The sequence below is a fragment of the Collinsella sp. AM10-26 genome (assembly GCF_003472525.1).
In the GTDB taxonomy this organism is placed as follows: Bacteria; Actinomycetota; Coriobacteriia; order Coriobacteriales; family Coriobacteriaceae; genus Collinsella.
Genome location: NZ_QRMC01000002.1, coordinates 19,349 through 44,456, shown reverse-complemented (window position 1 = coordinate 44,456; position 25,108 = coordinate 19,349). Strand labels below are relative to the sequence as shown.

20 protein-coding genes are annotated in these 25,108 nt (G+C 58.1%); 13 read left to right on the top strand and 7 right to left on the bottom strand.

Annotated elements, in window-relative coordinates; translation table 11 throughout:
* Window positions 1-35 precede the first annotated feature (35 nt).
* A complete protein-coding gene (locus DW123_RS01800; protein WP_118099054.1) occupies window positions 36-2,033 on the bottom strand; it encodes a type IIA DNA topoisomerase subunit B in 1,998 nt (665 codons plus the stop codon).
* 252 nt (window positions 2,034-2,285) lie between these two features.
* On the opposite strand from DW123_RS01800, the gene DW123_RS01795 reads away from it, so the two are divergent.
* The 3 genes from DW123_RS01795 (at window position 2,286) to DW123_RS01785 (ending at window position 4,532) form a co-directional block, all read left to right on the top strand.
* The gene (locus tag DW123_RS01795; protein ID WP_118273038.1) at window positions 2,286-3,494 is read left to right on the top strand and encodes an ATP-binding protein; all 1,209 of its coding nucleotides are present in this window, start codon (window positions 2,286-2,288) and stop codon (window positions 3,492-3,494) included.
* 213 nt (window positions 3,495-3,707) lie between these two features.
* Window positions 3,708-3,938, top strand: coding sequence for a helix-turn-helix transcriptional regulator (locus DW123_RS01790; protein WP_117734598.1), 231 nt, complete (start codon window positions 3,708-3,710; stop codon window positions 3,936-3,938).
* Between the two features lie 9 nt (window positions 3,939-3,947).
* Window positions 3,948-4,532 carry a hypothetical protein gene (locus tag DW123_RS01785; RefSeq protein WP_118273037.1) on the top strand — a complete coding sequence of 195 codons (585 nt, stop codon included), beginning with the start codon at window positions 3,948-3,950 and terminating at the stop codon, window positions 4,530-4,532.
* Between the two features lie 90 nt (window positions 4,533-4,622).
* Here DW123_RS01785 and DW123_RS01780 read toward each other — a convergent pair whose 3' ends face one another.
* Together DW123_RS01780 and DW123_RS09625 are read right to left on the bottom strand one after the other, a co-directional pair.
* The gene (locus tag DW123_RS01780) at window positions 4,623-8,990 is read right to left on the bottom strand and encodes a hypothetical protein (RefSeq protein ID WP_118273036.1); all 4,368 of its coding nucleotides are present in this window, start codon (window positions 8,988-8,990) and stop codon (window positions 4,623-4,625) included.
* A 155-nt stretch (window positions 8,991-9,145) separates the two neighbouring features.
* Entirely contained in the window at window positions 9,146-10,150 is a 1,005-nt protein-coding gene (locus DW123_RS09625; RefSeq protein ID WP_199407122.1) for a helix-turn-helix transcriptional regulator, read from the bottom strand.
* A 296-nt stretch (window positions 10,151-10,446) separates the two neighbouring features.
* On the opposite strand from DW123_RS09625, the gene guaA reads away from it, so the two are divergent.
* A complete protein-coding gene (guaA, locus tag DW123_RS01770; protein ID WP_117743326.1) occupies window positions 10,447-11,427 on the top strand; it encodes a glutamine-hydrolyzing GMP synthase in 981 nt (326 codons plus the stop codon).
* A gap of 116 nt (window positions 11,428-11,543) precedes the next feature.
* On the opposite strand, the gene DW123_RS01765 is transcribed toward guaA, so the two are convergent.
* Window positions 11,544-12,692 (bottom strand): HAMP domain-containing sensor histidine kinase, encoded by a 1,149-nt coding sequence (locus DW123_RS01765; protein WP_117794373.1) that lies wholly within the window; start codon window positions 12,690-12,692, stop codon window positions 11,544-11,546.
* Window positions 12,689-13,363 (bottom strand): response regulator transcription factor, encoded by a 675-nt coding sequence (locus DW123_RS01760; RefSeq protein ID WP_117743324.1) that lies wholly within the window; start codon window positions 13,361-13,363, stop codon window positions 12,689-12,691. Before DW123_RS01760 ends, DW123_RS01765 begins: the two co-directional genes overlap by 4 nt.
* A gap of 89 nt (window positions 13,364-13,452) precedes the next feature.
* Between DW123_RS01760 and DW123_RS01755 the strand changes: the two genes are divergently transcribed.
* The 8 genes from DW123_RS01755 (at window position 13,453) to DW123_RS01720 (ending at window position 22,839) form a co-directional block, all read left to right on the top strand.
* Entirely contained in the window at window positions 13,453-13,599 is a 147-nt protein-coding gene (locus tag DW123_RS01755) for a CD1871A family CXXC motif-containing protein (protein ID WP_197032826.1), read from the top strand.
* Window positions 13,592-14,503: a 4Fe-4S binding protein gene (locus DW123_RS01750; RefSeq protein ID WP_233505092.1), complete on the top strand. Its 912-nt coding sequence runs from the start codon at window positions 13,592-13,594 to the stop codon at window positions 14,501-14,503. The genes DW123_RS01755 and DW123_RS01750 overlap by 8 nt, the downstream gene beginning before the upstream one ends.
* A gap of 35 nt (window positions 14,504-14,538) precedes the next feature.
* Window positions 14,539-15,501: a redoxin domain-containing protein gene (locus DW123_RS01745; protein ID WP_117736508.1), complete on the top strand. Its 963-nt coding sequence runs from the start codon at window positions 14,539-14,541 to the stop codon at window positions 15,499-15,501.
* Window positions 15,502-15,599: 98 nt separating this feature from the next.
* Entirely contained in the window at window positions 15,600-16,259 is a 660-nt protein-coding gene (locus DW123_RS01740) for a Crp/Fnr family transcriptional regulator (protein ID WP_158553148.1), read from the top strand.
* A gap of 119 nt (window positions 16,260-16,378) precedes the next feature.
* Window positions 16,379-16,705, top strand: coding sequence for a rhodanese-like domain-containing protein (locus tag DW123_RS01735; RefSeq protein ID WP_117734587.1), 327 nt, complete (start codon window positions 16,379-16,381; stop codon window positions 16,703-16,705).
* Window positions 16,702-18,393 (top strand): FAD-dependent oxidoreductase, encoded by a 1,692-nt coding sequence (locus DW123_RS01730; RefSeq protein ID WP_117743321.1) that lies wholly within the window; start codon window positions 16,702-16,704, stop codon window positions 18,391-18,393. The genes DW123_RS01735 and DW123_RS01730 overlap by 4 nt, the downstream gene beginning before the upstream one ends.
* Window positions 18,394-18,580: 187 nt before the next feature.
* Window positions 18,581-21,835 (top strand): ABC transporter ATP-binding protein/permease, encoded by a 3,255-nt coding sequence (locus tag DW123_RS01725; protein WP_117743320.1) that lies wholly within the window; start codon window positions 18,581-18,583, stop codon window positions 21,833-21,835.
* Window positions 21,836-21,885: 50 nt separating this feature from the next.
* Window positions 21,886-22,839 carry a tRNA-dihydrouridine synthase gene (locus tag DW123_RS01720; RefSeq protein WP_117794370.1) on the top strand — a complete coding sequence of 318 codons (954 nt, stop codon included), beginning with the start codon at window positions 21,886-21,888 and terminating at the stop codon, window positions 22,837-22,839.
* Window positions 22,840-22,998: 159 nt separating this feature from the next.
* On the opposite strand, the gene DW123_RS01715 is transcribed toward DW123_RS01720, so the two are convergent.
* Together DW123_RS01715 and DW123_RS09525 are read right to left on the bottom strand one after the other, a co-directional pair.
* Entirely contained in the window at window positions 22,999-23,244 is a 246-nt protein-coding gene (locus tag DW123_RS01715; protein WP_117763676.1) for a glutaredoxin, read from the bottom strand.
* 51 nt (window positions 23,245-23,295) lie between these two features.
* On the bottom strand, window positions 23,296-24,123 hold the full coding sequence (locus tag DW123_RS09525; protein ID WP_117763677.1) for a TipAS antibiotic-recognition domain-containing protein: 828 nt from the start codon (window positions 24,121-24,123) through the stop codon (window positions 23,296-23,298).
* 141 nt (window positions 24,124-24,264) lie between these two features.
* Here DW123_RS09525 and tsaA point away from each other — a divergent pair, with 141 nt between their 5' ends.
* A complete protein-coding gene (gene tsaA, locus DW123_RS01705) occupies window positions 24,265-25,002 on the top strand; it encodes a tRNA (N6-threonylcarbamoyladenosine(37)-N6)-methyltransferase TrmO (RefSeq protein ID WP_233502110.1) in 738 nt (245 codons plus the stop codon).
* Window positions 25,003-25,108: the final 106 nt, after the last annotated feature.

Here is a 25,108-nt window from a genome sequence, read left to right as displayed (position 1 = left end):
TGAACTATTTGTGGGCCGTCGTTATTGATTTGCTGCTACTGCAGATCTAGCTGGTCCAGGTATTCCTTGCCGTGCTCGGAGATATGGCGCTTACGGCCCGCCTCGTCGTTGCCCAGCAACAGGTTGAACATGGTTTCCATCTTGGTGACGTCCTCGGACTCCACCTTGATCAGGCGGCGCGTTTCGGGGTTCATGGTGGTGAGCCACATCATGTCCGGATCGTTTTCACCAAGACCCTTGGAGCGGTTGATGGAACACTTCTGGTCGCCAATCTCTTTGAGGATGCCGTTTTTCTCGAGTTCGGTGTAGGCAAAGTAGGTTTTCTCTTTGCAGTTGATCTCGTAGAGCGGCGACTCGGCGATATACACGTACCCCTCGTCGATAAGCGTGGGCACCAGGCGGTAGAGCATGGTGAGCACGAGTGTGCGGATGTGATAACCGTCGACGTCGGCATCCGTACAGATGATGACCTTGTTCCAGTTGAGGTTGTCCAAGTCGAAGGCACCAAGGTTCTTGATGCGCTTGTCCTTGATCTCCACGCCGCAGCCCAGCACGCGCATGAGGTCCATGATGATGTCGGACTTAAAGATGCGCGGATAATCCTCCTTCAGGCAGTTGAGGATCTTGCCTCGGACGGGCATAACGCCCTGGAACTCGGCATCGCGCGACGTGCGGATGGCGCCTGCTGCCGAGTCGCCCTCTACGATGTAGATCTCGCGACGGTTCTTGTCCTTGGAACGGCAGTCGATGAACTTCTGCACGCGGTTGGCCATGTCGGTCTTCTGCTGCAGATTGGTCTTAATGCTCTGACGCGTCTTCTCGGCGTTCTCGCGCGAGCGCTTGTTGATGAGTACCTGCTCCATGATCTTGTTGGCGGCGTCTTTGTTCTCGATCAAGTAGGTCGAGAGGCGCTCCTTAAAGAATGCCGTCATGGCCTGCTGGATAAAGCGGTTATTGATGGCCTTCTTGGTCTGGTTTTCGTAGGACGTCTGAGTGGAGAAGCAGTTGGTCACCAGTACCAGACAGTCCTGAACGTCTTGCCACTTAATGCCGCTCTCGTTTTTGTTGTACTTGCCTTGGCCCTTAATGTAGGCATCGATGGCGCTGGTCAGAGCACTGCGCGCGGCCTTCTCGGGCGAGCCGCCGTTCTCGAGCCATGATGAGTTGTGGTAGTACTCCTGCATCATGAAAGTGCGCGAGAAGCACATGCAAGCAGTGATTTTTACGTTGTAATCGGGCAGGTCCTCGCGATCGCGACCGCGACGATCGGCCTCAATAAAGAAGGGCTCGGTAAGGTAGTCGGTACCGACCTTCTCAAGCACGTAGTCCTCGATGCCCTTGGGATAGCAAAAATCCTCTTCGGAAAACTCGCCATCGTCACCCTCAATACGCAGGCGGAAGGTCACGTTGGCGTTGACCACGGCCTGGCGGCGCATGGTCTCGCGATACCAGTCGTGGGGAATGCTGATCGAGGTAAAGACCTCAAGATCGGGGCGCCACTTGATAGTGGTGCCGGTGCGGTTCTCGTCGCTGGGCTCAATCTCGAGTGCCTTCTTCTTGGCGCCGACAACCTTGCCCTTCTTAAAGTGCAGGGAGTACTTGTTGCCGTCGCGCCAGACGGTGACGTCCATGTACTCGGAGGCGTACTGGGTCGCGCACGAGCCCAGGCCGTTGGTGCCGAGCGAGAAGTCGTAGTCGCCGCCCTGGTTGTTGTTGTACTTGCCGCCGGCGTAGAGCTCGCAAAAGACGAGCTCCCAGTTAAAGCGCTTCTCGGAGGGGTTCCAGTCGAGCGGGCAGCCACGGCCGTTGTCCTCTACCTGAATAGAGCCATCGCGAAAAGCGGTGAGGGTGATGAGCTTGCCGTAGCCCTGGCGCGCCTCGTCAACGGCGTTGGACAGGATCTCGAAGGCGGCATGCGCACAACCGTCGAGTCCGTCCGAGCCAAAGATGACGGCGGGGCGCAGGCGTACGCGCTCCTCGTCCTTGAGCTGGCGGATACTGTCGTTACCATAGTTTGCGGTGTTTTTTGCCATACTCGCTCTCTCGGTGCTCCTTTGCTGCGTTTAAGTCATATAGATAGTCAAAGTAGCATAGCCCAGCCCACAGACGATTCCACCCAACACGAAATCCATCGAACAATCGTTCGTGGTATATTGATTGATGTTACTTTATTGGGAGAAATAGCTGAATGAAATCAAGAGTTATTTGATTTCATTTAGTAGGATAAGACATATATTAAACGAAAACGAATCAAGAGAGCTTTTATTTAATAGAACGGTGAAGATATGAAGATTATCGAACGTCCTCAATATATGGAAGCGCTTCTTGGCGCTAAGGGAACGCCGGACATCAAGGTTATTGCCGGCATTCGTAGGTGCGGCAAATCTGTTCTACTGGAAGCTCTTGCTGATCGCTTTCGTGAGGCCGACCCCGATGCCAATATTATCCGCATCAATTTCAATCTCCTCGAATTCGAGGAACTAACGGATTATCGAGCATTGCATCGCTACGTTGAGGAAGGCTATTGCGAGGGCCTCGATAACATTGTGATGATCGATGAGGTGCAAACCTGCGTTGGGTTCGAAAAAGTGGTCAATAGCCTTCATGCATCGGGAAAATACGATATCTACGTTACTGGCTCCAACGCTTTCTTGCTTTCGAGTGATTTGGCGACGCTTTTTCGCGGGCGGACATATGAGGTTGAAGTATTTCCGTTTTCCTTGCTGGAGTTTTCGACATATCACGAAATTCATAACCCGGACGAAGCGCTTGACCGATATTTGAGAGAGGGCGGAATGCCTGGCTCATATTTGTATCCTAGCGAGCGAGCTCGCTATCGATATATTGCGAACGTGCTAGATGTCTTGGTTTTGCGTGATGTGGAAGAAAAGCATGGGGTTCGTAACAAGGTGCAGCTAGAACGTGCATGCGATTTCCTAATGGTCAATATCGGTAACATATCTTCTGTTAGCGGGATTGTGGCTGCGCTGGATGCTGCCGGAACACGCGTTTCCGTGGCAACGCTCGCCCAGTACCTCGGATATTTATGCCAGGCCTTTGCGTTCTATCGAGTGCGCCGCTATGACGTAGGCGGTAAAAAGTACCTCACTTCGGGTGATAAATACTATTTATCGGATCATGCAATCAGATACGCAAAACTGGGCACTAAAAAGCTCGACTTCGGGCACGTATATGAAAATATGGTCGCCATAGAGCTCCTAAGACGCGGTTGGGAAATCTATGTCGGGGTGCTTTATAAGAAGGAAATCGACTTCGTGGCAATTCGTCGCGATGAGCGAGTGTATATCCAAGTTAGCGATGACATTTCGCGTCAGGAGACTTTTGAACGCGAAGTGGCACCCCTGCTTGCGATACGTGATGCGTATCCCAAAATGGTCATTGCGCGAACAAAGCACGAGGCTGTTGATTATGAGGGGATTAAGGTGGTCGACATCGCCCGATGGCTGATGGGGGAGGGGCCGGATGTCGAATAGCGGACAGTGATAGTTTACGCTCGCGTTTACTCGGACAAAACCGAGTCGGTTTTGTCCGAGTAAGTTTGAATAGCGAATCGAAATTGTTATGTCCACATGGCGATGGCGGACATGGTTTCCATAATGACAGATATAGTTGACATCTTGTGAAGGATGCAATATATTTCTGTCATGTTGCAACGGATATCTGTCCACATTTACGAAAGGAACTCCATGCCGGGCAAAAAGAACCTACGCATGAAGGCGGCACGCGCGGCGGCTGGCCTTTCGCAAGCTGACTTAGCCCAAGCCGTGGGCGTTGCGCGCCAAACCATCGGCCTTATCGAGGCGGGCGGCTACAACCCCACGCTCAATTTGTGCGTGGCAATCTGTAAGGCGCTGCGCGTTACGTTGAACGACTTGTTTTGGGAAGACGAAACCGACGCCGACCCTAATACTCTTTAGGAGTTCACTATGAAATATGAAGATCTGAAAATCGTGCAAAAGTGGCGTGAATATGCCGGCCCAAAGGATGAACGCCTGGAGGCTGAGAACGCGAAGATCTACAAGATTGGTTTCGTGCTGCTTTCGTTTGGCATGTTGATGATCTTTTTCTACCAGTTTATAGCTCGACAGGTTGCGTGGGTTCACAGCGACGCCAGTGAAATGTCGCATGGCTTTGCAACGCCATTCGAGGCAGCCATGTATTTTTGGCTCGTTCTCGTGATGTTGATTTGCGCAGGGCTGCAAACGCGGAAGGGCTATGTCGATACCAATCGTTTTGGGCAAACCGAGCATCTTCCTGTTGGATATTTCCTGCTTGTCAGCGGTCTTAGCGGCGCCGCGTTCGCGCTTGTTATTGCCGCAATGCGCTGTGTCGCTGAGGCGCAGATCGTACCGCTCGAAAGCGTCTTTTGGTTGGCGAACCTGGCCACGGGCGTGTTCTGCGGTGCGACGATTTTCGCGGCCACGTTTGCTGTCCTGTGCGCAACGTTTTTCACGGCGAAAAGACGCCGTGCCAAGCTCGAGGCAGAACTCGACTCCTCAGACGACATTTAATGCGCAATGGGCTGGCTCTGGGTATTCAGAACCAGCCCATTTTGATGTTCGATGAGCCGAGTCGGCGTCTCTCACAATAGTAACTAGGAGCTAGCGAGGCCTATCCGAATTGACCTTATGAGCGGCGTCGGTTTCGAGCGCCGTGCGGCGGGCGCTGTAGGCGACGAGGCCGGCGCCTGCCGCGGCGAGTGCTGCAGCGGCTGCCGTAAGGGGAGCGTTGACATCGCCCGTGCCCGCAAGCGCGCCCACTTTTCCGGAGCGCTTGTTATTGCCGTGGTCCTTGCCACTGCCGGAGCTGCTTCCGCCGGAGCCGCCGCCCTCGTCAGCGCCGCCGCCACTCGAGCCACCATCGCCGTCTGCTGTCATCGGGGCGTCATGAAGCCCTGTCGTATTCGCGCTGTCGCATACGCCGACCTGAACTTCTGAGCGCTCGCATGCCGCGTCGGGTACATGAAGCTCGTGCAGTACGGCGCCCAGCGTCGAGTTTGCGCCCGGTCGAATTTCCTCGAACGTTACGGGATCGAGTGCCACCAGGTCACGCGCCTTCGCATACAGCGTGACGCGTTTGCCCACCTCGTCGCCCCAGCTCTCCGGGATGGCAAAGCTCATGCGGAATTGTGCCGTGCAGCCCGGTGCCAGCACGGCGTTTCCATTGTCGGCAACCAGCGGGTGCGTTGCAAAACGTGTGCCCAGCGTCTCGAGCGCGTACTTCACGTGTGCCATGTCGTTGGCCGAAGCGTCCTCGGCAAGCTCCGGATCGTAGATCGATGCCGTGCGTGCGTTCGCTCCGAATCCGATGGATGCGCTGGAGAACGGCTGGTTGGAACCCTCTCGGTACAGATCGATCGTTCCGGCGGTCAGCAAGGTGTTGCCGTCGTTTCGCACCGTGACCATGAAGGATTCGCCTGCCGCTCCGGGCACCACCGCGCCCGAGGTAGCGACCGCGCCCGTCGGAGTGGCACACGCCACCAAGGGCACTTCGATGCCGTGCAGCTCTGCCTCGCTCTTCTCCACGCTCACAATGTGCGTGGCGAGCGCGGAGAGCATACCACCCGACGTCAAAAATGTCGTTATCTGATCGACGGGATGGTCCAGTTCGCACATCACGAACGGCTCCGTGAACAGATCGCCTGCCAAGGTGCTGGCGAAGATGCGGAAGTGCTTGCCCATCACTGCTACCGGGTTGCCTTCTTCGTCGTAGGTTTGTCCCACCTTGCCATCGGTGTTCTCTACATAGAGCACGCACCTGCCGTTGTTGCTCACGCTAAACGATGCCGGGCCACAGCCTGCGGCGCCCACGGGCTGCGTTGCAAATGCCGATGCGCCTCGCGTCCAAGTAATATGCTGCAGTTGCTCGTTGACGGTTGCCAAAAAGCCCGAATGTTGTGGCCACGGCACCGCACAGGATACCGTGGCGTCTGGTGACATAACGTCCCAGGCAGCAATGGACTGGCCGATCACGGCGTACGATGCGCAGCCGCAACCGTCTGCGGTCTCGTACGCAACGGGCACCACCATTTTGCCGTTGATATTTTCGGGTGCGCCCAGCTCGATGCTCGACGGTGCTTGCGGAAAGCGGAGAACTTGGCGGAACGTCAGGCTGTCGCCCGAAACGTCCGACCACAGGGTAAAGCACTCCAGCGCAACCTCAGCCTCGCTGCCGAGCGCCTTTTCTGCGGTGGTTCCGTGGCGGTGGAGGTAGGCACCCGACAGGCGCCCGTCGACCACCGTCTTGCCCACCGTGATACGCGGGCACTGCAGGCAATGGTAGCCATCCTCTTGCAGGCGGCCGCGCGAGATGCTGCGCCATGACGTATGCGACACCACGCGGGTCTCGTCATTACTTATGCGCAGGCGCACAACGGACAGTATGCCGGCTGTGCTTGCCGTATCGAAAAGGGTGTTGTCGCCGGCGGGGCGCTCGCCCGAGACCAGCAGCACGTAGGCGTCCCGGTTTCCTCTACCGTCCGTATATTTCACCACGTCGAAGTCGTAATCGTATATGCTGTCGCGCTCCACGTCGTTCTCGCCAAACCCAAGGGGAAAGTCCACGGGCGTGGGAGCGGACCACGTGCCGTTTGCCTTTGTGTGCACCACCAGGCGCGAGCGGCCATTGTCGCCGTAGCGCACCGAGGCGATGCGGAATAGACACTCCACGCCGGCAATCATCATTAGCCTCATGTGGGCTTCGCTGAGCACGCCGGAAAACAGTACGTTGTCGCTTGAGGGTTTTATGCCGCCACGCTCGTCCTCTGACACGCCGGCAGAATTGGCGTTGGGGTCCGCAACGGCGTTCGTTGCCTGACCGATATAGGTGTACTCATACATCGGCGCGGCGTTTTCGTCGTTCTCTATCAGTGCATGGACGAAATGCTCGATCTGTCCCGTGTCGTCGCTTTCTGCATCCGCTTCGAGCTCAATGCGCGTGACCGCTTGATCCCAATCGCGCACGACAGGCGCGACGTTTACGGCAGTGGCCTTAACCTCGGCGCGTGCGAGCAGCTCGGCGTTAGTGACGATGGTGGCCGATGCGATAAATTGCGGAACGCCGCCCGCCTCGGCGTTGCCGGCTGAGCCGAAGCAGGCATCCAGCGTATAAGGTGTATCTCCACCCAGGGCCAGCTCAGAGCGCTGGAGCACATACTGATCGCCATTGTTCACTGACATATCCCACGAATCGGCGAGTGTGGGCCACGATCCCGACCAAGCCTTGGTGGTCCACTTGAACATTACGAACTGGAGTATCACGTCGACATCGACGTCTGCACCTACGCGCAGTCGCGGAAGCTGGTGTCCATCTGCCTTCTCGTACCCAATGAACAGCGTGAGGGATGCGGCGCCGCGCACGGCAGACGAAGCGACGCCTGCAACGCCGGCGCCAAAGGTGACGGCAAGCCCGATCTGGATGGTAAACGAGCCCGACGTGTTTGAATAGTCGAGCGAAATGTTTTTAAAAAACGCCGCGCCGCTGCCGTGCGTGTGGGCACCCACGGCGAGCGCCAGCTTCGCCAGCACCCAGGGGTTGACGTTTAGGAAAAAGGGCACTGGTCCCAAGGTGAACTGTTCGGTCCAGTTGAGGTCGGTTCTTACCTGGAAGAGGGCCTTAATATTGCCACATGCGGGATCGTTGTTGTCACCCCAGGTCTTGCCCACCCAATCGTAGGCGAGCGAGCCGTACAGCTGCGTGGCGATATCCATCGTGAACAGCGGCGTGCAATGGTGGCGAAGGAGCTTGGTGTTCCTTGGATCGGTACCCGAACCAGCACTCATGCTCTTGTACTGACTCCACTTCCCCTCCATCTTGTCGAGGTAGCGGGTTGCCTGCTTGGCGCCCGACTCACGCGGTGACTTCTTCCAGTACTCCGGATCCGGATTGCCCGAATCGTTCATATAGCTGGCTGGTTTGTATCCTCCGCCAAACAGTACGTACCCGGCAAACGAGAAATCGAACAGAATGGGGAACGAGGGCATCCAGCAGGTGAACTTGTTGCCGCCGATGCCGGGAAACGCCGCTGGGAAATCAAACGGAGTGATCTCTTGGTCCATAGTGGTGGGAATGATGGTGGTCGAGCCCGATTCCGACTTCGCGGCCGGCGCGGTGACAACGGCCATAGGGGATGAGATCGTGTAGGTTTTGCCCTGATAGTCGAGGACAAAGCGCAGCTTGCACCCTTCTTCCAGAAGGCCCGATGCCGCATCGAGGAACTTGTCTTCGAGTGTGAACGTTGCCAGATTATCCGAACCCGATGCGCTGGCCTTGATCTGACCGATCTGCGTGACGGTTTCGGGCGAACTGCCCGCGGCAGGCGTCACTTTGTTGATGCGCAGCGTTGCCTGTCCACCCTGTGGCAGATGTGCCTGCACGGTAAAGGCGTGCGTATCGGGCTGCTCGTTTGCCGTGTCGTCCTTCGGCAATGCCATGAACGTGGCTTCAGCGTATTGGATGTCCCATTCGTCGAATGTGAGCTGGCGGAAGTACGGCTCGCCGTCGGAAAGCGGACGCGTGGGCGCGGTTATGGCGGTGCCGCCCTGGATACGCGCAAGGGGAATCTCGACATCGCGGTAGCCCGCCATGCTAATGGAGATGCCGCCGTTAAAGTCGTACGCGTCGAGAAGCGTTGCCTCGTCCACGTAGCCTTCCGAAAGCGGCGCGACCTCAAAGATGGCCGTGCCCTCATCGTCGGTCGTGGCGGAGAGCTGCTTGCCCGCGGCATAACGCGACGCGAGCGTGACCTGCGCTCCCTTGACGGGCATATTCTTGTTGGCGACGTCGACCACGACCACACCAAACATGGTGCGCGAGAGAACGAGCACCCTGAAGGGGTCTTTTTCGTCGGCATAGGCTTCGGTGGGCGCGAACGGCAGCAGGAAGGCATTTTCGCTTCCCGGCACGCGAGGCAACATGATGCTCGCTAGCGAGGACGCTCCGGCAACAAGTAACGAACGGCGATCAAGCATCTTGGGCTCCCATCCCGCAGGTATCGGTGGAAATAATCCAATTTTGCGAGAAGGTGCCCCGTGGCGGTAGTGCCGTTCAAGGGTCAAAATGTCCAATTTAGGCGAGCGAAGTGCCGGGCTCCGGATCGCGTTCGATGCGCTTGGCAGCCCGGTCGCTAACGCAACATATGAGCGACCAGCTCGGCGCGCGTGCCGATGCCAAGCTTTGCATATACGCCGGATAGGCGGTTTTTAACAGTGCCCGGCGACACGCCCATATGGCGTGCGATTTCGGCGTTGGTCCACCCACGGCAGGCGAGCATGGCCATGGTGAACTCCGTGGTCGTTAGATCGTCGGCCACGTCCTCGCCCGAATCGGGGTTGTGGATGCGCCGCCAGCCGTAACTGAATCGATATGTAATCTCGATGATGCGTGCGAAATCGTCAGGGTATTGCGATTTTAGGCATGCCTCGATGAGTCCTTGCAAAAGGCCATGGTGTTCGCCGATGAGCTCGATAAGGCCGTCGGGACGCGCAATGTCCCAAGCGGCTCCGAAGTGTGCCTTTGCGGCGTCGACGTCTTTGAGGCTCATGTATGCCATGGAAGCTGCCAGGTGCAGGAACAGTTCCGAGATCGGATAGCTTTCCTGTTTCATGATCAGGGCGTTTTCCGCCATGCCCAGACTGCGGCCGTATTCGCCGCGCAGATACAAGGCGTGCGCCATCACGTAGCTGGCGAACAGGCGCAGGCCTTCGGGCAGATGCGCCGCAAGCGGATGAAACTCTTCGGCAGAATACGGGGAAGGCAAGTGCAACAGGACACTCGCGGCCGAGGCGAACAGGATATGCGTGGCGTGAGCGGCGGGCGATTCCTCGTCAGTTGGCGTATCGAGGATGCCCGTAAGGCAACGACGGGCATCGGCGATACGGTTGAGCGACAGACTGGCATATCCGCAGATAAAGCATGCGGAATAGCGCAGCGCGGGATCGGTGGCGTCAAGATAGGGGCGCGCCGTCTTGGCAGCGAGGGTGGCCTGTCCGCGAAAGTACAGCGCTTCTGCCGTGGCGATGGTGCGTGAATCGGGGTCGGAAATGCCTGCAACCGCAGCGTCAATCTGCCCCGGCACAAAGGCGGTGCACATCAACGGCATGGGAATGAGCGGGTAACTATCGCAGTCCATCTTCCATCTTCCATCAGGTGGCCACATTAGCAGCAATTGTACTCCTGTTGCTCGGGACTGGAATTTGTGGTTATCGCCTACGATTATGCCGAACGAATAAAGGAAGAGTCTATTGGCAATGCTCCCAAGGGAGCTACCGAAGTCTAGCTGACCTCGACATTAGGAAAAATTGCCACCCCTGCAAAAAGCTCCGTTGCAGCGATGGGAAACGAACCTTGCTCTGCATATAATGAGGGCATATGACAGCGCGTTTGCATATGCGCGGCGCGTTCCATCGAACCGAAAAGGAGCCCTGCATGGATCCCAACAAGCGTCCCGACGATATGGTGCGTATCACCACTCCCGAACTTGCCCAGGTGTTCATCGGCGAGCAGGTCACCGCAATCCGCGAGCAGATCGGTGACAAGAAGGTTCTGCTGGCCCTTTCCGGCGGCGTTGACAGCTCGGTCGTCGCGGCGCTCCTGATCAAGGCCATCGGCAAGCAGCTCATCTGCGTGCACGTGAACCACGGCCTCATGCGCAAGGGCGAGAGCGAGCAGGTCGTCGACGTGTTCCAGAACCAGATGGACGCCAACCTGGTCTATGTGGACGCCACCGACCGCTTCCTCGATAAACTCGTCGACGTCGACGAGCCCGAGGCCAAGCGCAAGATCATCGGCGCCGAGTTCATCCGCGTGTTCGAGGAGGAGGCCCGCAAGGTTGGCGACGAGGTCAGCTTCCTCGCCCAGGGCACTATCTACCCCGACATTCTGGAGTCGCAGGACGGCGTGAAAGCCCACCACAACGTTGGCGGTCTGCCCGAGGACCTGCAGTTTGAGCTCTGCGAGCCCGTTAAGCTGCTGTACAAGGACGAGGTGCGCGTCGTGGGCCGCGAGCTCGGCCTGCCCGAGAACATGGTTGAGCGTCAGCCGTTCCCCGGTCCTGGCCTGGGCGTCCGCTGCCTTGGCGCCATTACCCGCGACCGCCTCGAGGCGCTGCGCGAGGCCGACGCCATCGTGCGCGAGGAGATCGACAAGGCCGGTCTGACCATCTGGCAGTACTTTGCCGTGGTGCCCGATTTCCGCGCCACCGGCGTGCGCGAGGGCAAGCGCGCCTACGACTGGCCCTGCATTATTCGCTGCATCAATACCGTCGATGTCATGACCGCTGAGGTGCCCGAGCTCGACTGGGCGCTGCTCAAACGCATTACCGCACGCGTGACCGCCGAGGTCCCCGGTATCTGCCGCGTTTGCTACGACCTTACGCCGAAGCCCGTCGGCACGGTCGAGTGGGAGTAAGCTAACTCAGCTGGTAGGCGACGAGAACTAGCAGATGTGACAAAGGGACGGTCCCTTTGTCACATCTTCGATGTTATGTGCGGGATGGTACACCACACGGCGTGCCATCCCGTTCGTTATTTTAATGAGCCGGGTGCGCGAGCGGGAAGAATCACGAGCATGGTCGTTCCGCGCTTCGAGCTTTCTTCGACCTCGATGGAGCCGCCGTGAAGCGCGGCGATCTCCCAGACCAGCGCAAGCCCCAGCCCCACACCGCCATATGCTCTGCTGCGCGATCTGTCGACACGAAAGAAGGGCTGAAAGATGCTCGTCTGGTATTGCTTGGGAATGCCTGGCCCTTGGTCACGCACGCGAAGCAGCACGCGGTCGCCTTCGGCACGGGCGCCGATTTGCACGGTTGAGCTGGGCGCACTGTAGCGAATGGCATTCTCAACCAGGTTGAACAGTAGCCGATAGATCAACGTGTCGCAGCCGATCGTTTGCGCGTCGCCCTTGCTTACAAGCGTGATGCCCTTTTGCTCGGCAAGGGGCGCCAGGTCGGTGAGCACTTCTTCGATCATCGGCGCCAGGTCAATCGCATCGTTGCAAGGGACACTGCGCAGCTCGCTCATCTCGAGCAGGGTCTTTGTCATGTGCGTCATTCGCTCGGTCTGCTCCTGCAGCAGCCGGAGCAGGCTCGCTGTATCGGCATCGGCGTCGGGGTGCTCAGCGCAAAACAACTCAACCTGGGCTTGCATGAGCGCGAGCGGCGTGCGCAGCTCGTGCGCCGCATTGCCCGTAAACTGTCTTTGTGCGGATAATCCCTCGTCAAGGCGGGAAATCATGTCGTTAAACGACGCGCTGCAGCGCCTGAGTTCAGAGGGCACGTCCTCGCTGATCTTTGTGTCGGCGAGGTTGTCGGGCCGCACGCTCTCGACTTGCGCCGCAAAGGAGCGCAACGGCTGCAGCGCATATCCGCTCACGAAGTAGGCTAGCACGCCACCGAGCAGCGTCGCCGCCGCGGTTATGCACCAGCTCGTCGCGCTAAACGATGCTTGGGCGTCGCTCACGACGATGGTCAACTCATCGTCGAGCTCTTTGCTTGCCGGGTCAAATGAGCTGGGCGCTGCGGTCTCCACCTTGTTGTGCGCCGCCGCTTCTGCACCAATCGAGTCCATGTAGCGCATGCCGGAGTAACCAACCAGGCAATTCATAAGTACGCAGGTCGAACATATCAGTAAGGCCGTCATCAACGTGATGCGCCACTGCAGCGACAGCCGCTTCATTTGCCGTCCTCCATAACGTAGCCTTCGCCGATTCGGTTGCGGATGGGGTCGTGCCCCAACGCGCCGCGCAGCTTTTTGCGCAGCGATGAGATATGCACGCGGGTCGCGTTGCTAAAGCTGTTGACGCTGCTGTCCCATACATGCTCGATAAGCTCTTCCTGGCGCACCGGCCGCCCTTGGTTAAGCATCAGGGATTCCAGGATGCCGGTCTCCTTGCGCGTGAGGGATAGAACCTCGCCGCCCACGGAGGCGAGGCGCGCCTTGGTGTCAAAGCTCAGTGATCCACAGGTTAGAACAACGTCGCTTTGCGTAAAGCGCCCGAGCGTGAGGCTGCGCATGCGTGCCGCCAGCTCGTCAAGATGGAACGGCTTGGTGAGGTAGTCGTTGGCGCCCGCACCGAGCCCCGCTACCTTGTCGGAGACCTCGCCGCGTGCCGAGAGCACGAGCACCTTGGTCTCGCAATCAGTTGTCCTGAGTTGCCTGAGCACGGTCATGCCGTCGACATGGGGGAGATTGAGGTCGAGCACAACAAGATCAAAGGTCTCGACATCGAGCAGATCGAGGGCCTGTTGTCCGTCGTAGCAGCAGTCGACGCTATAGGCCAAGTTGCGCAGGCTGCGTGCGATCGCATCGCACAGCGCCCGCTCGTCCTCGACGACCAAGATACGTATAACGTTCTCCTTGCATAATCATTCACGCTTAACACGGATTTTATAGTCGGTATGGTCCAATGGGTCGCGAAACGAAAGGAGTGGTCAGATTGTTCAAAGCGATTAAGCCTGTGGCGCAGGTGGCTTTGCTGATCGTTGGGGTAGCCATGGTTGGCTTTGGAATTATGCGCGGCGAGGCAGATGCCGTGCTGGCCAAGGCAATCAGGCTGTGCTTGGAGTGTATCGGAATTGGATAAAAGAAAAAACACTGCATCGCATCTTTTAGCGCGATTTCGTGGATTGATTCAGGCGGCGGCGACGCTTGCGACCAATATTCACCTGCCTAACTTTGCCAAGGGCGGCATCTACCAGGGAGCGGGCAAAGCCGTCTGCGTGCCGGGCCTCAACTGCTACTCGTGTCCGGCGGCCTCGGGTGCGTGCCCCATCGGGTCGTTTCAGTCGGTGGTGGGCTCGTCTAAGTTTAGCTTTTCGTATTACGTCACCGGAACGCTCATTCTGATCGGCGTGCTGCTGGGACGTTTTGTATGCGGCTTTTTGTGCCCGTTTGGATGGCTACAAGAGCTTTTTCATAAGATTCCCAGCAAAAAGCTCTCCACGAAAAAGCTCAAGCCGCTCACGTACATCAAGTATGCCGTGCTGCTGTTTGCCGTGGTGCTGCTGCCCGTCTTGGTGGTTAACGATGTGGGTATGGGCGACCCGTTCTTTTGCAAGTACATCTGCCCGCAAGGTGTGCTCGAGGGCGCGATTCCGCTGTCCATCATGAACGTGGGAATCCGCTCCGCGCTGGGAAAGCTCTTTTCTTGGAAGCTCGCGATCCTCATTGTGGTTGCGGTGCTGAGCGTGCTGTTCTATCGCCCCTTCTGCAAATGGATTTGCCCCCTCGGCGCATTTTATGCGCTCATGAACAAGGTGTCATTGCTGGGGATTCGGGTTGATCATTGTAAATGCGTCTCGTGCGGCAAGTGCGCCAAGGTGTGCCAGATGGACGTGGACGTTACGCGTACGCCCGACCATGCCGAGTGCATTCGTTGCGGCAAATGCGTGGGCGCGTGCCCCGTCGATGCTATTAGCTTTCGCTACGGGCTGGGTTTGACGGGCGACAAACCCGCGCAGTCCACGCAAGCCTGCGAAAACAAATAGGTACCTATATAAGTTTCGATATAAACGGAGGAACCATGAAACTGTCAAAAATTGCGGCTCTGTTGATGCTGCCCGTGCTGGCGCTGACTCTCGCGGCGTGCTCTGCCCCCAAGGGCGACGCGAAGGATGCCACGAGCGGCGATGCGCAGATTGCCGAGCTCATAGCGCAAAAGCCGTCGAGTGCCGAGGAGGCGGCCGAGCTGTACCAGCAGCTGCTGCAAAAGGAAAACGAGATCTTTGCGAGCGATAACGCCCTATGGGAAAAGGTGTTCCTTGCGGCCAACAAAGACACTCCCATGATTGAGGACGGCAAGAACTACGGTGACTTCTTGCTCGATACCATCGAGGGCGCCAAGGATCAGTTTGCGGCTGACGAGCTTAAGACGCTTAAGGCGGGCGCGCAGCAGGTCAAGGAGATCGAGGACAAGCTCATGGCGCTGGAGAAGGAGTTCCCCGGATGCGGCAGCACGCCCGGCGAGGGGGAGAGCGTCGATGCCTCGACCGCAGGCATGACCAACGGCGAGAGCGGGGAGACGAAGTTTCCCAGCTTTAAGGGCAAGGACTTGGACGGCAACGATGTAAACAGCGACGAGCTGTTCTCCAAGAACAAGGTCACCGTCATGAACTTCTGGTTTACCACCTGCAAGCCGTGCGTGGGAGAGCTGGGCGATCTGGAGAAGCTCAACAAGGAGCTTGCCGAGAAGGGCGGCCAGGTCGTGGGCGTTAATTCCTTTACGCTCGATGGCAACAAAGACGAGGTGGCCGATGCCAAGGACGTGCTTTCCAAGAAGGGCGTGACGTATAAGAACATCTGGTTTAAGTCGGACAGCGAGGCCGGAAAGTTCACCTCCAACCTGTACTCGTTCCCGACCACCTATGTGATCGACCAGAACGGTAACATTGTGGGAGAGCCGATCATGGGCGGCATCAACTCCGCTGAGCAGCGCGAGGCGCTCAACAAACTGATCGATCAGGCACTCGCGAAGAGCGAACAGTAAGTCCGTGGGACAGACAACTGAAGGGGAGTCGCTGGAAACAGCGACTCTTTTTTCTGCTTCGGGGTAGCATCATGGGTATACGTCGAAAGGGGGCGGCTATGGTCGGCAGCATGGTCGAGCGGTTGCCGTTTTGGGGACAACTTACATCCGATGAGCAGACGCTCGTGGCAGAGCGCTCGTCGCTGCGATCCTTTGATGCCGGGCAGATAATCGGTAGCAGCGGAAATTCTTGCACTGGCATTGTTTTTATTATCGAAGGTGACATTCGCGTGAGCCTGCTTTCCGAGGAAGGCAAGGAGGTCACGTTGTTTAGGGTTGGCTGCGGAGAGTGCTGTGTCACCACGGCCTCGTGCGTTATCGAGCAGATTTCATTTGACACCATGGTGGTTACAGCACGCAGGTCATCGCTTTTGGTGGTGCCTGCGAGCGTGTGTGCCCAGCTCGCCCGCGATAATGTCTACGTTAAGGCCTTTATGCTCCAGGTTGAGGTGAAGCGCTACTCCCAGGTGGTATGCGTGCTGCAGCAGATGCTCTTTAAGCGCCTCGATCAGCGCGTCGCCAGCTACGTGCTCGAGCATTGCCGAGCTGCGGGCACAGCAGAAGTTGCCGTAACGCAAGACGAGCTTGCACGCGACATCAACTCTGCGCGCGAAGCGGTGACGCGCGCTCTGCGACGTCTTGCGCAGGACGGGCTCATCGAGATTAGGCGCGGACGGATTATCGTGCGTGATGTAGATGGGTTAGCACGGTTGGTCTAGACCTACCGCGCAGCTGCATCTGCCGTCGGCAACATATTTTCCGTTTGGTGACTTGGTCACAGAACGCGACCGCAGTGCCTTGGCATACTTGCCCAAAGCAACCAGCAAAGGAGTGCGCTATGGGATTGTTTGATTTGTTTGCAGGACCGGACATTAATGTGGGCGTCCAGGAATGGAAGGCTTCTAAGGGGGCGGTGCTGCTCGACGTGAGGAGTGCTGACGAGCATGGACAGGGCCACATTCCGGGCAGCGTCAACGTTCCGCTCAATCGTATCAACCAGGTGCTTGAGCTGTATCCAGACAAGGGCACGCAGCTTTTCGTGCATTGCCTGAGCGGTGCGCGAAGCAACCAAGCTGTGAGTTTTCTTAAGCGTTCTGGGTATGGCAGTGTCAAGAATATCGGCGGCATAAGCGGCTACACGGGAAAGGTGGTGCGTTGGCTATGAAGGTGGTTATCGTTGGAGGCGTCGCGGGCGGCGCATCGGCGGCGGCACGTTTGCGCAGACTCGACGAGCAGGCCCAAATTGTCATCTTTGAGCGCACGGGTTTTGTATCGTATGCCAACTGTGGGCTTCCGTACTACATTGGCGGCGTGATAGAAGAAGAGAGCGCATTGACGCTGCAGTCTCCCAAGGGCTTTTGGGATCGCTTTCGCATTGCGGTCAAGACGAGTCACGAGGTGTTTGCCATCCATCCCGATTCGCATACGGTCGAGGTTCGCAATATGCTGACGGGCGAGGAATTTGTCGAGACGTATGACAAGCTCATCCTGTCGCCGGGTGCAAAGCCGATCCGCCCTGCGTTGCCGGGCATCGACTCGGATAAAATCTTTAGCCTACGCACCGTTGAGGACACGCTGCGTATTCACAGCTATGTTCGAGAGCGGCGACCGAGCAGTGCCGTCGTGATCGGCGGCGGCTTCATTGGCGTCGAGACGGCGGAGAATCTGTGTGAGCTGGGGCTCCAGGTGACCCTTCTGCAGCGTCCCGTCCAGCTTATGAACAACCTGGATTACGACATGGCGACCCTTTTGCATACCGAGGTGCGTGAGCACGGTATCGATCTGCGCCTCAAGGCCGATGTGACAGGTTTTGAGGAAGTTGATGGCCGCGTTGTCACCCATGTTGCGGGCGATGACCCTATCGGAGCCGATATGGTGCTGCTTGCCATTGGCGTGGCACCTGAGAGCCATCTGGCGCAAGAGGCGGGGCTCGAACTGGGCATCAAGGGGGCTATTGTGGTCAACGACCGCATGGAGACCTCTGCTGCCGACGTGTATGCCGTGGGCGATGCCGTGCAGGTCACGCATCAGGTGACCGGCGAGGACGCGGTCATTTCGCTCGCCGGCCCCGCCAACAAGCAGGGGCGTGTCGTCGCCGATGTCATAGCTGGCATGGACAGCTGCTACCTCGGATCGTTGGGCTCATCGGTTATCAAGGTATTCGACTTGACGGCGGCAAGCACGGGACTATCCGAAAAGGCAGCACACGCGGCGGGAATTGACTGCGACAGCGTGGTCCTGTCGCCCGGTTCGCATGCGGGTTATTATCCGGGTGCAACGCCCATGACCATGAAGGTTGTCTTCGAGAAGCAGGGATTGCGCCTGCTGGGTGCGCAAATCGTGGGCATCGATGGTGTGGACAAGCGTATCGACGTCCTGGCGACTGCCATCCAGGCAGGCATGCGCGGCGATAGGCTTAAGGATTTGGACCTAGCATACGCGCCGCCGTATTCATCGGCGAAGGATCCCGTCAATATGGCGGGCTTTATGATCGAGAACCTCAATCGCGGCATACTGGCGCAGTGGCATTGGGAGGATGAGCCCAACTTGCCACGCGATGGCAGCGTGCAGCTGCTCGATGTTCGTACGGAAGGGGAGTATGAGCGCGGGCATATCGATGGTTTCGTAAACATTCCCGTCGATGATCTGCGCAATCGCCTGGGCGAGCTCGACCGGGCCAAGCCGGTTTACGTGATTTGCCAGAGCGGCATTCGCAGCTACATTGCTTGCCGCATTTTGGCGCAGCATGGCTTTGAGTGCTTTAACTTCTCGGGCGGCTATCGCTTCTTTGCAGCCGTGACTGAGGCTCGCCGCGGCAGCGCTAACGTTATGCCGTGCGGGCTCGAAAAGTAGCGCGCATTGGAATGTGACAAAGTGACAGCCTCTTTGTCGCATCGGGGATGTTATACGCGGGATGGTGCGCCATGCGGCGTGCTGTCCCGTTTTTTTGTTCGCTACATTCCTTACTGGTACCGGCAGAAAAGCTGATAGAGTAGGTCAAACGTGTCGAACGCGAACGGCGGGGGAGAGGTTGCCGTCCATGCTGGATCTCAGAGATATTTGCAAAAGGTATGTTGCGCAGTCGTTTACGCAGGTGGCGCTCGACAGCGTAAGCCTGTCTTTTCGCGATAACGAGTTCGTGGCCATCCTGGGTCCCTCGGGCTCGGGAAAAACTACGATGCTCAACGTCATTGGTGGACTCGATCATTTTGATTCCGGCGACTTGCTGATCGACGGCATCTCGACCAAGGACTTCAGCGACCGCGATTGGGATGCCTACAGAAACAATCGCATTGGCTTTGTGTTCCAGAGCTATAACCTCATTCCGCATCAGACCATTTTGGAAAACGTTGAGTTGGCGCTCACGCTCACGGGTGTGGGGCATGCCGAGCGCCGCCAGCGTGCGCGCGAGGCGTTGGAGAAAGTTGGCCTGGGCGAGCACGTTAACAAACGCCCGAGCCAGCTATCGGGCGGACAGATGCAGCGCGTGGCCATCGCCCGCGCCCTGATCAACGACCCCGAGATCGTGCTGGCAGACGAGCCGACCGGCGCCCTAGACTCAACGACATCCGTGCAGGTCATGGATTTGCTCAAGGACGTGGCGCGCGACCGTCTGGTCATTATGGTCACGCACAATCCCGAGCTGGCGTACAAGTACGCTACGCGCATCGTCAACCTGGCGGACGGCAAGATCACCGACGATTCCGACCCCTTTGATGTTGCCAAGGCCGCGCGCCGCGAGGCCAAGCCTACGCGCAAAACCTCGATGAGCTTTGTGACGGCGCTGGGGCTTTCTGCCCGAAACCTCATGACCAAGAAGGGCCGTACGGCCATGACGGCCTTTGCGGGCTCGATTGGCATTATCGGCATTGCGGCGATCCTGGCACTCTCCAATGGCGTAAACGGCTACATCAAAAAGGTTGAGGAGGACACGCTCTCGAGCTACCCACTCAGCATTTCCAAGCAGGATTACGACCTGTCGTCCATGATGGGCGGAGAGGGGGCCACGGATGACGGTTCGTCTGAAAGCGTGGATTCGTCCGACGACAGTGCCGGCGGCGAGGCTAAGGGAACCGATAAGATTCCTGTGGTCACGGCCGTAAAGGATATGTTTGCGAGCGTTAAGTCCAATGACATGACGAGCTTTAAGGCATGGCTCGATGCCGGTGGCGACGGCATCGATAAAGAGGTCAACGCCATTCAGTACGGCTACGGTGTATCGCCGGTTGTCTATCGTGCCGGCAAGGGCGATGAGAAGCCTGTCCGGCTGGTGCCCAACGCCATGACCGAGGCCATGAGCGGAGGCGCGAGCTCGGCGGCAACGGTGAGCATGGATTCCATGGGAACCTCGGTCTTTAACGAGATGATTGACGACCAGAGCCTGCTCGACAGCCAGTACGATGTCGTTGCCGGCCATTGGCCCACGTCCGCCAACGAGGCCGTGATGGTGCTTTCGAGCCGCGGCACGGTGGGCGACTATACGCTCTATAGCATCGGTGCGCTGGATATCGATGAGCTCAATGACCTGGTCAACAGCGCCATGACGGCCGACGGCAAGGTCGAGACGCCCGAGACCGGCACCGACTTTACCTACGACGATGCGCTGTCCACGACATTTAAGGTGTTGTCGCCGGCCGATGCCTATCGCAAAAACGAAGAGACCGGCATGTGGACTGACATGTCTGGCGATGCCGACTTTATGGCGTCCAAGGTTGCTGACGGTATCGACGTGCGCATTGTGGGCGTGGTGCGACCCAACGAGACGGCTAACGCGAGTGCATTGTCCCCGGGCATTGCCTACACGCATGCGCTGACTCGCCAGCTTATGGAGCGCGCTGCCGATTCGCAGATCGTGCAGGAGCAGCTTGCCCGCCCCGAGACGGATGTCTTTACGGGTAAAACCTTTGATGAGCTGCAAGGCGAGGCCAAGCAAGGCGTTGATCTGGGCAGCATGTTCAGCGTGGACGAGGCGGCGCTAAAGAGCGCGTTCTCGCTCGATACGTCTGCGCTCTCGGGTGCGGCCAGCGGTATGGACCTTTCTGGTATCGACTTGTCCGGTCTGGACATTGACCTTTCGGGCGTTGGGAAGGACATCGACTTCAGCGACATCATGGCCAAAGCGCCGGCTCCAGATTTCTCGGGCATCTTTGACGGTCTGGAGCTCACACCCGAGCAAATGCAGCAGGTGGGAACGCTTGCCAACCAGCTGTTTGAGGGCTTTATACAGTCGGATCAGTTTAAGGCGCTGTCGCCCGAAGATCTTAAAGACGCGTCAAAGCTTGCTGCCGCTTTCTCGACGTATCTTGAGCATGATGCCGACGCCCAGCAATACCTGGCTCAGCTCAAGGCGCTCGGCGGCGATGCCCTGGCCGAGCGTCTTGAGCACGCGATGACCGACTATGTGCAAAAGCAGCTGGCTCCGTATCTGCAGCAGTCTATGGATCAGGTGACCAAGACAATCAGCGAGCAGATCGCGATGACGGTATCGGCCCAGCTCAAGATGGGTGCGGCGGGACTTATGGACCAAATGGCGACGCAGATGTCTTCGAGTTTTGCCAACTTGGCGAGCGCCATGCGCGTGGATGCGGGTGCCTTCGCTCGTGCCATTCACTTCAACATGGACGCCGAGGACCTGAGCTCGCTCATGATGAGCTATGCCAAGGCGTCAAAGCTCACCTACGATAACAATCTGACCACGTTGGGCTATGCGGACGAGGCAGACCCCATCTCGGTCAAGATTTTCCCGCGTGACTTTGAGGCCAAGGAGCGCGTACTCGATCACATCGATGCGTACAACAAGCAGGTTAAAGCCACTGGCCACGATGAACAGGCGATCTCGTACACCGACTACATGGGCATCATCATGGGTTCGGTGACCGACATCGTGAACACCATCAGCTTGGTGCTCATCGCATTCGTGAGTATCAGTTTGATGGTGAGCTCCATCATGATCGGCATCATCACCTACATCAGCGTGCTGGAGCGCAAAAAGGAGATTGGCATCCTGCGCGCGATTGGCGCATCGAAGCGTAACGTGGCCAACGTATTCAATGCCGAGACCTTTATCGAAGGCCTCATTGCCGGCGTCTTTGCCATTGTCGTCGTGGTGGCTGTGAGCCTTCCGGTTAATGCCTGGGCGCTTGCGGCCAAGCAGGTTCCCAATCTGATGAGCCTGCCCGTTCAAGACGCGCTGATGCTCATCGCAATTTCGGTGCTACTGACGGTCGTTGCTGGCCTGCTACCTGCCCGCAGTGCATCCAAGAAAGACCCCGTGGAAGCCCTACGCTCCGAATAATGTGACAAAGGGACTGTTCCTTTGTCACATTGATTTGAGAATGGATGTTGATGTATTTATCGCTGGCCCCTATGGAGGGCATTACCGGGCATGTGTTCCGTCGCGTGCATGCGGAGTGCTTCGGCGCGCTCGATTGTTATTACACGCCGTTTTTGCCGCCGCCGCGGGTGGGCAATCGCTTTGGCGGCAAGGCGTTTAAAGAGATCGACCCTGCTAATAACCAGGGACTTAACGTGGTGCCCCAGCTGATGTCCAAGAATGCGGACGAGTTTGTGTGGGCGGCACAGGTGCTTGCCGATATGGGCTACCGCGAGGTCAACCTCAACCTTGGCTGCCCCTCGGGTACGGTTGTCGCCAAAGGAAAGGGTTCGGGCTTTCTGCGCAACCTGGATGAGCTCGAGGTGTTCTTGAGCGACGTGTGCGAACGCTCGCCCTTGCCGGTGTCGGTCAAGACCAGACTGGGGCTCGAATGCGATGACGAGTACGAGCGCGTGCTCGACCTCTATTGCCGAATGCCGCTGGCGGAGTTGATCGTGCATCCGCGCGTGCAAAAGGACCGTTATACGGGCTCACCGCGCAAAGAGTTTTACGGCGAGACGCTGGAACGGGCGCCGTTCCCCGTGGCCTATAACGGCGACATCTTTGATCTTGAGGACATGGATGCGCTGGTGAAGGCCTATCCCGGAACACGTCACGTAATGTTGGGGCGCGGCTTGCTTGCGAATCCCGCGCTGGCTCGCATGGTTAAGGGCGACCCTGCCGCTACCGCCGCTGAGCTGCAACGCTTCCATGACATGCTGTTTGCGGCCTATGCGGACGAGATTGGGGGCAACGCGGTCTTTCGCATGAAGGAGTGGTGGTTCTACGCCAAATGCGCCTTCGCCGATCCCGCGACCGTTCACAAGCTCGTACGCAAGACCAAAAAGGTCGATGAATACCGTGCCGCCGTCGAGCGTGTCTTTCGCGAGCAGCCACTTGCGCCCATCGCCCGCTTTTGTGGCTAAATGATCCCTTGGGGACGGAGAAGAACGGATCGCCTGTGCTGGGCCCATGCAAAAAGCTGTACGCCAGCATCCAAAGATGTCGAAAAATGTCGACTTTGGATGCTGGTGTACATGTTTGGGTCGTATGGGTTGGGGCCCTGGACGGACAGAGCGTGCGTACTAGAGCAGGTTTTCCTGCACCCACGCGATGATGTCGCTCGATTCGTAGAGTGGTTTGCCGTCGATGAACAGGCAGGGAACCTGGCGTTTTCCGCCGACGGCGATGAGTGTCTGTTCGGCATCGGAATCGGTCGAGATATTGCGCTCGGGAATGGTCACGCCGTTATCGGCCAAAAAGTGCTTGACCTTTAAGCAATACGGGCAGCCGGTCATAACGTACAGCGCGAGCTCGTGATTAGTAGCCATAGGTCTCCAATCGGTTGAGGTTTTGATTGAAATACCCAAAGCCGCCGCGGTCTATGCGCGCGTCAACGAAGACTCGATGGCCTGGACCAGAAACGCCGTGGCTCCGGTGGCGCAGGGCTTGTCGTAGTAGTCAACAAAGCGCTGGTCGGCAAGATAACCGTGGGCGAGGCCCAGGTACGCCTCGTCTTGGGGCTCGCATCCCCAGTTGAGAGCAATCCAGCGACGATGCATCGCGACAAGCTTACGAGCCTCGTTGCTCTCTGGGTCGCCAATGCCCATGGCAATCGAGAGCTGGCCCAGAATAGCGCGTTCAAGTTCCTTCATGTCGTTCCATGTCTCGGGGTCCATGTCCAGCAGCGCCTCGTTTGCTGCATCGATAGCCTCATCGCCATAGCGCGCCCGCGCTTCGGCGCCGTAGCGCTCCTCGTTTTCCTGCACGGTGTGCCAGCGCTCCAGTTGCGGCAGGACGGCGCCCATGAGCGAGACGGCTTCGTCGAGCGACATGCCGGTGTTTTGCGCCAGCCGCGGGGCACAATCCTCGATCATTGCCTCCATGGTGGTGTCGTAGGTGTACTGGCCATGGTCGTAGCACCACTTGCAGTAATGGTCGGTCGCGGTACCCGCAGCATCGGTGCCGCAGTCGTCGGGCGTGAGTATCATGCCGCAGCTCTGGCAATAGTGCTCGGGCATTTCAAGCAGATGAGACAGTGGCTCGCCGGTCACGGCGGCGATGAGCTTCATCATGTCGATGCCCGGTATGACCTCGCCACGCTCCCAACGGCTGACGGCTTGGCGTGTGACGAAGAGCTTGGCGGCGAGCTGCTCCTGGGTAAGGTGATGGGCGCGACGGACGGCGATGAGCTTTTCTGCAAAGGCCATAGCGGCTCCTTTCTGCTGGTTGATGGCTTAAGCATACGCGGCAGCAGGTGCCCTTCCAAGCAACCGTTGGTTGCACGACGGAGGACCGCGGCGAAGAATTGCGCGCAACGCCCCACGCCTCCATGCCGTACAATGACCGGCATGGAACCTATCGCACACATACATACCGACCTGCCGCAGAAGTTCGGCATTCCGCGCAACAGCTTTTTGGCGCCCCATCTTGAGGGGCGCATTGTCTTTGAGCCGGAATATGCTTCCAGCGCGTCAGTTGAGGGTCTGGACTCCTTCTCTCACCTGTGGCTGCTCTGGCGCTTTGAAAACGGAACGCCCGGCGGCACGGCCGAAGACATCGCCGTCGATGCCAAGACGCAGGACAGGTCCGGCACCAATGCCAAGTGGTCGAAAACTGTGCGCCCGCCGCGTCTGGGCGGAGCCGAGCGCGTGGGCGTCTTTGCCACGCGCAGCCCGTTTCGCCCCAATCCTATCGGACTTACCTGCGTAAGGCTCGATCACGTTGAGCTCACCGACGATGGCCCCATCATCCATGTGCTGGGGGCCGATCTGCGCGACGGCACGCCCATCTACGACATTAAGCCCTACATTCCGTTTGCGGACTGTCACCCGGATGCGACCGGCGGCTGGATTGAGGATGCTCCGTGGCAAGAGCTCGACATCGAGTTCCCGCAGACGCTGCAGGATATGGTCCCGCCCACAAAGCTCCCCGGCCTGGTCGAGGTCCTGCGCCAAGACCCGCGCCGCGCAGGCAGCAAGCACGAGCCGAACCGCGTCTATCATCTGGCCTTCGCCGGGCTCGACATATCTTTTACGGTCGACGAAACCCAGCTAACCGTAGTTGCCGTCAACGACGCGCAAGACTAACCTGCCATTCGTCTGCACCCGTCAAATTAAGCGCCAAACCCCGCGCCAAAACCGCCCACGCTGGTGGACAATAGCGCCTATCGAAACAGTCTACTTTGCACGGGAG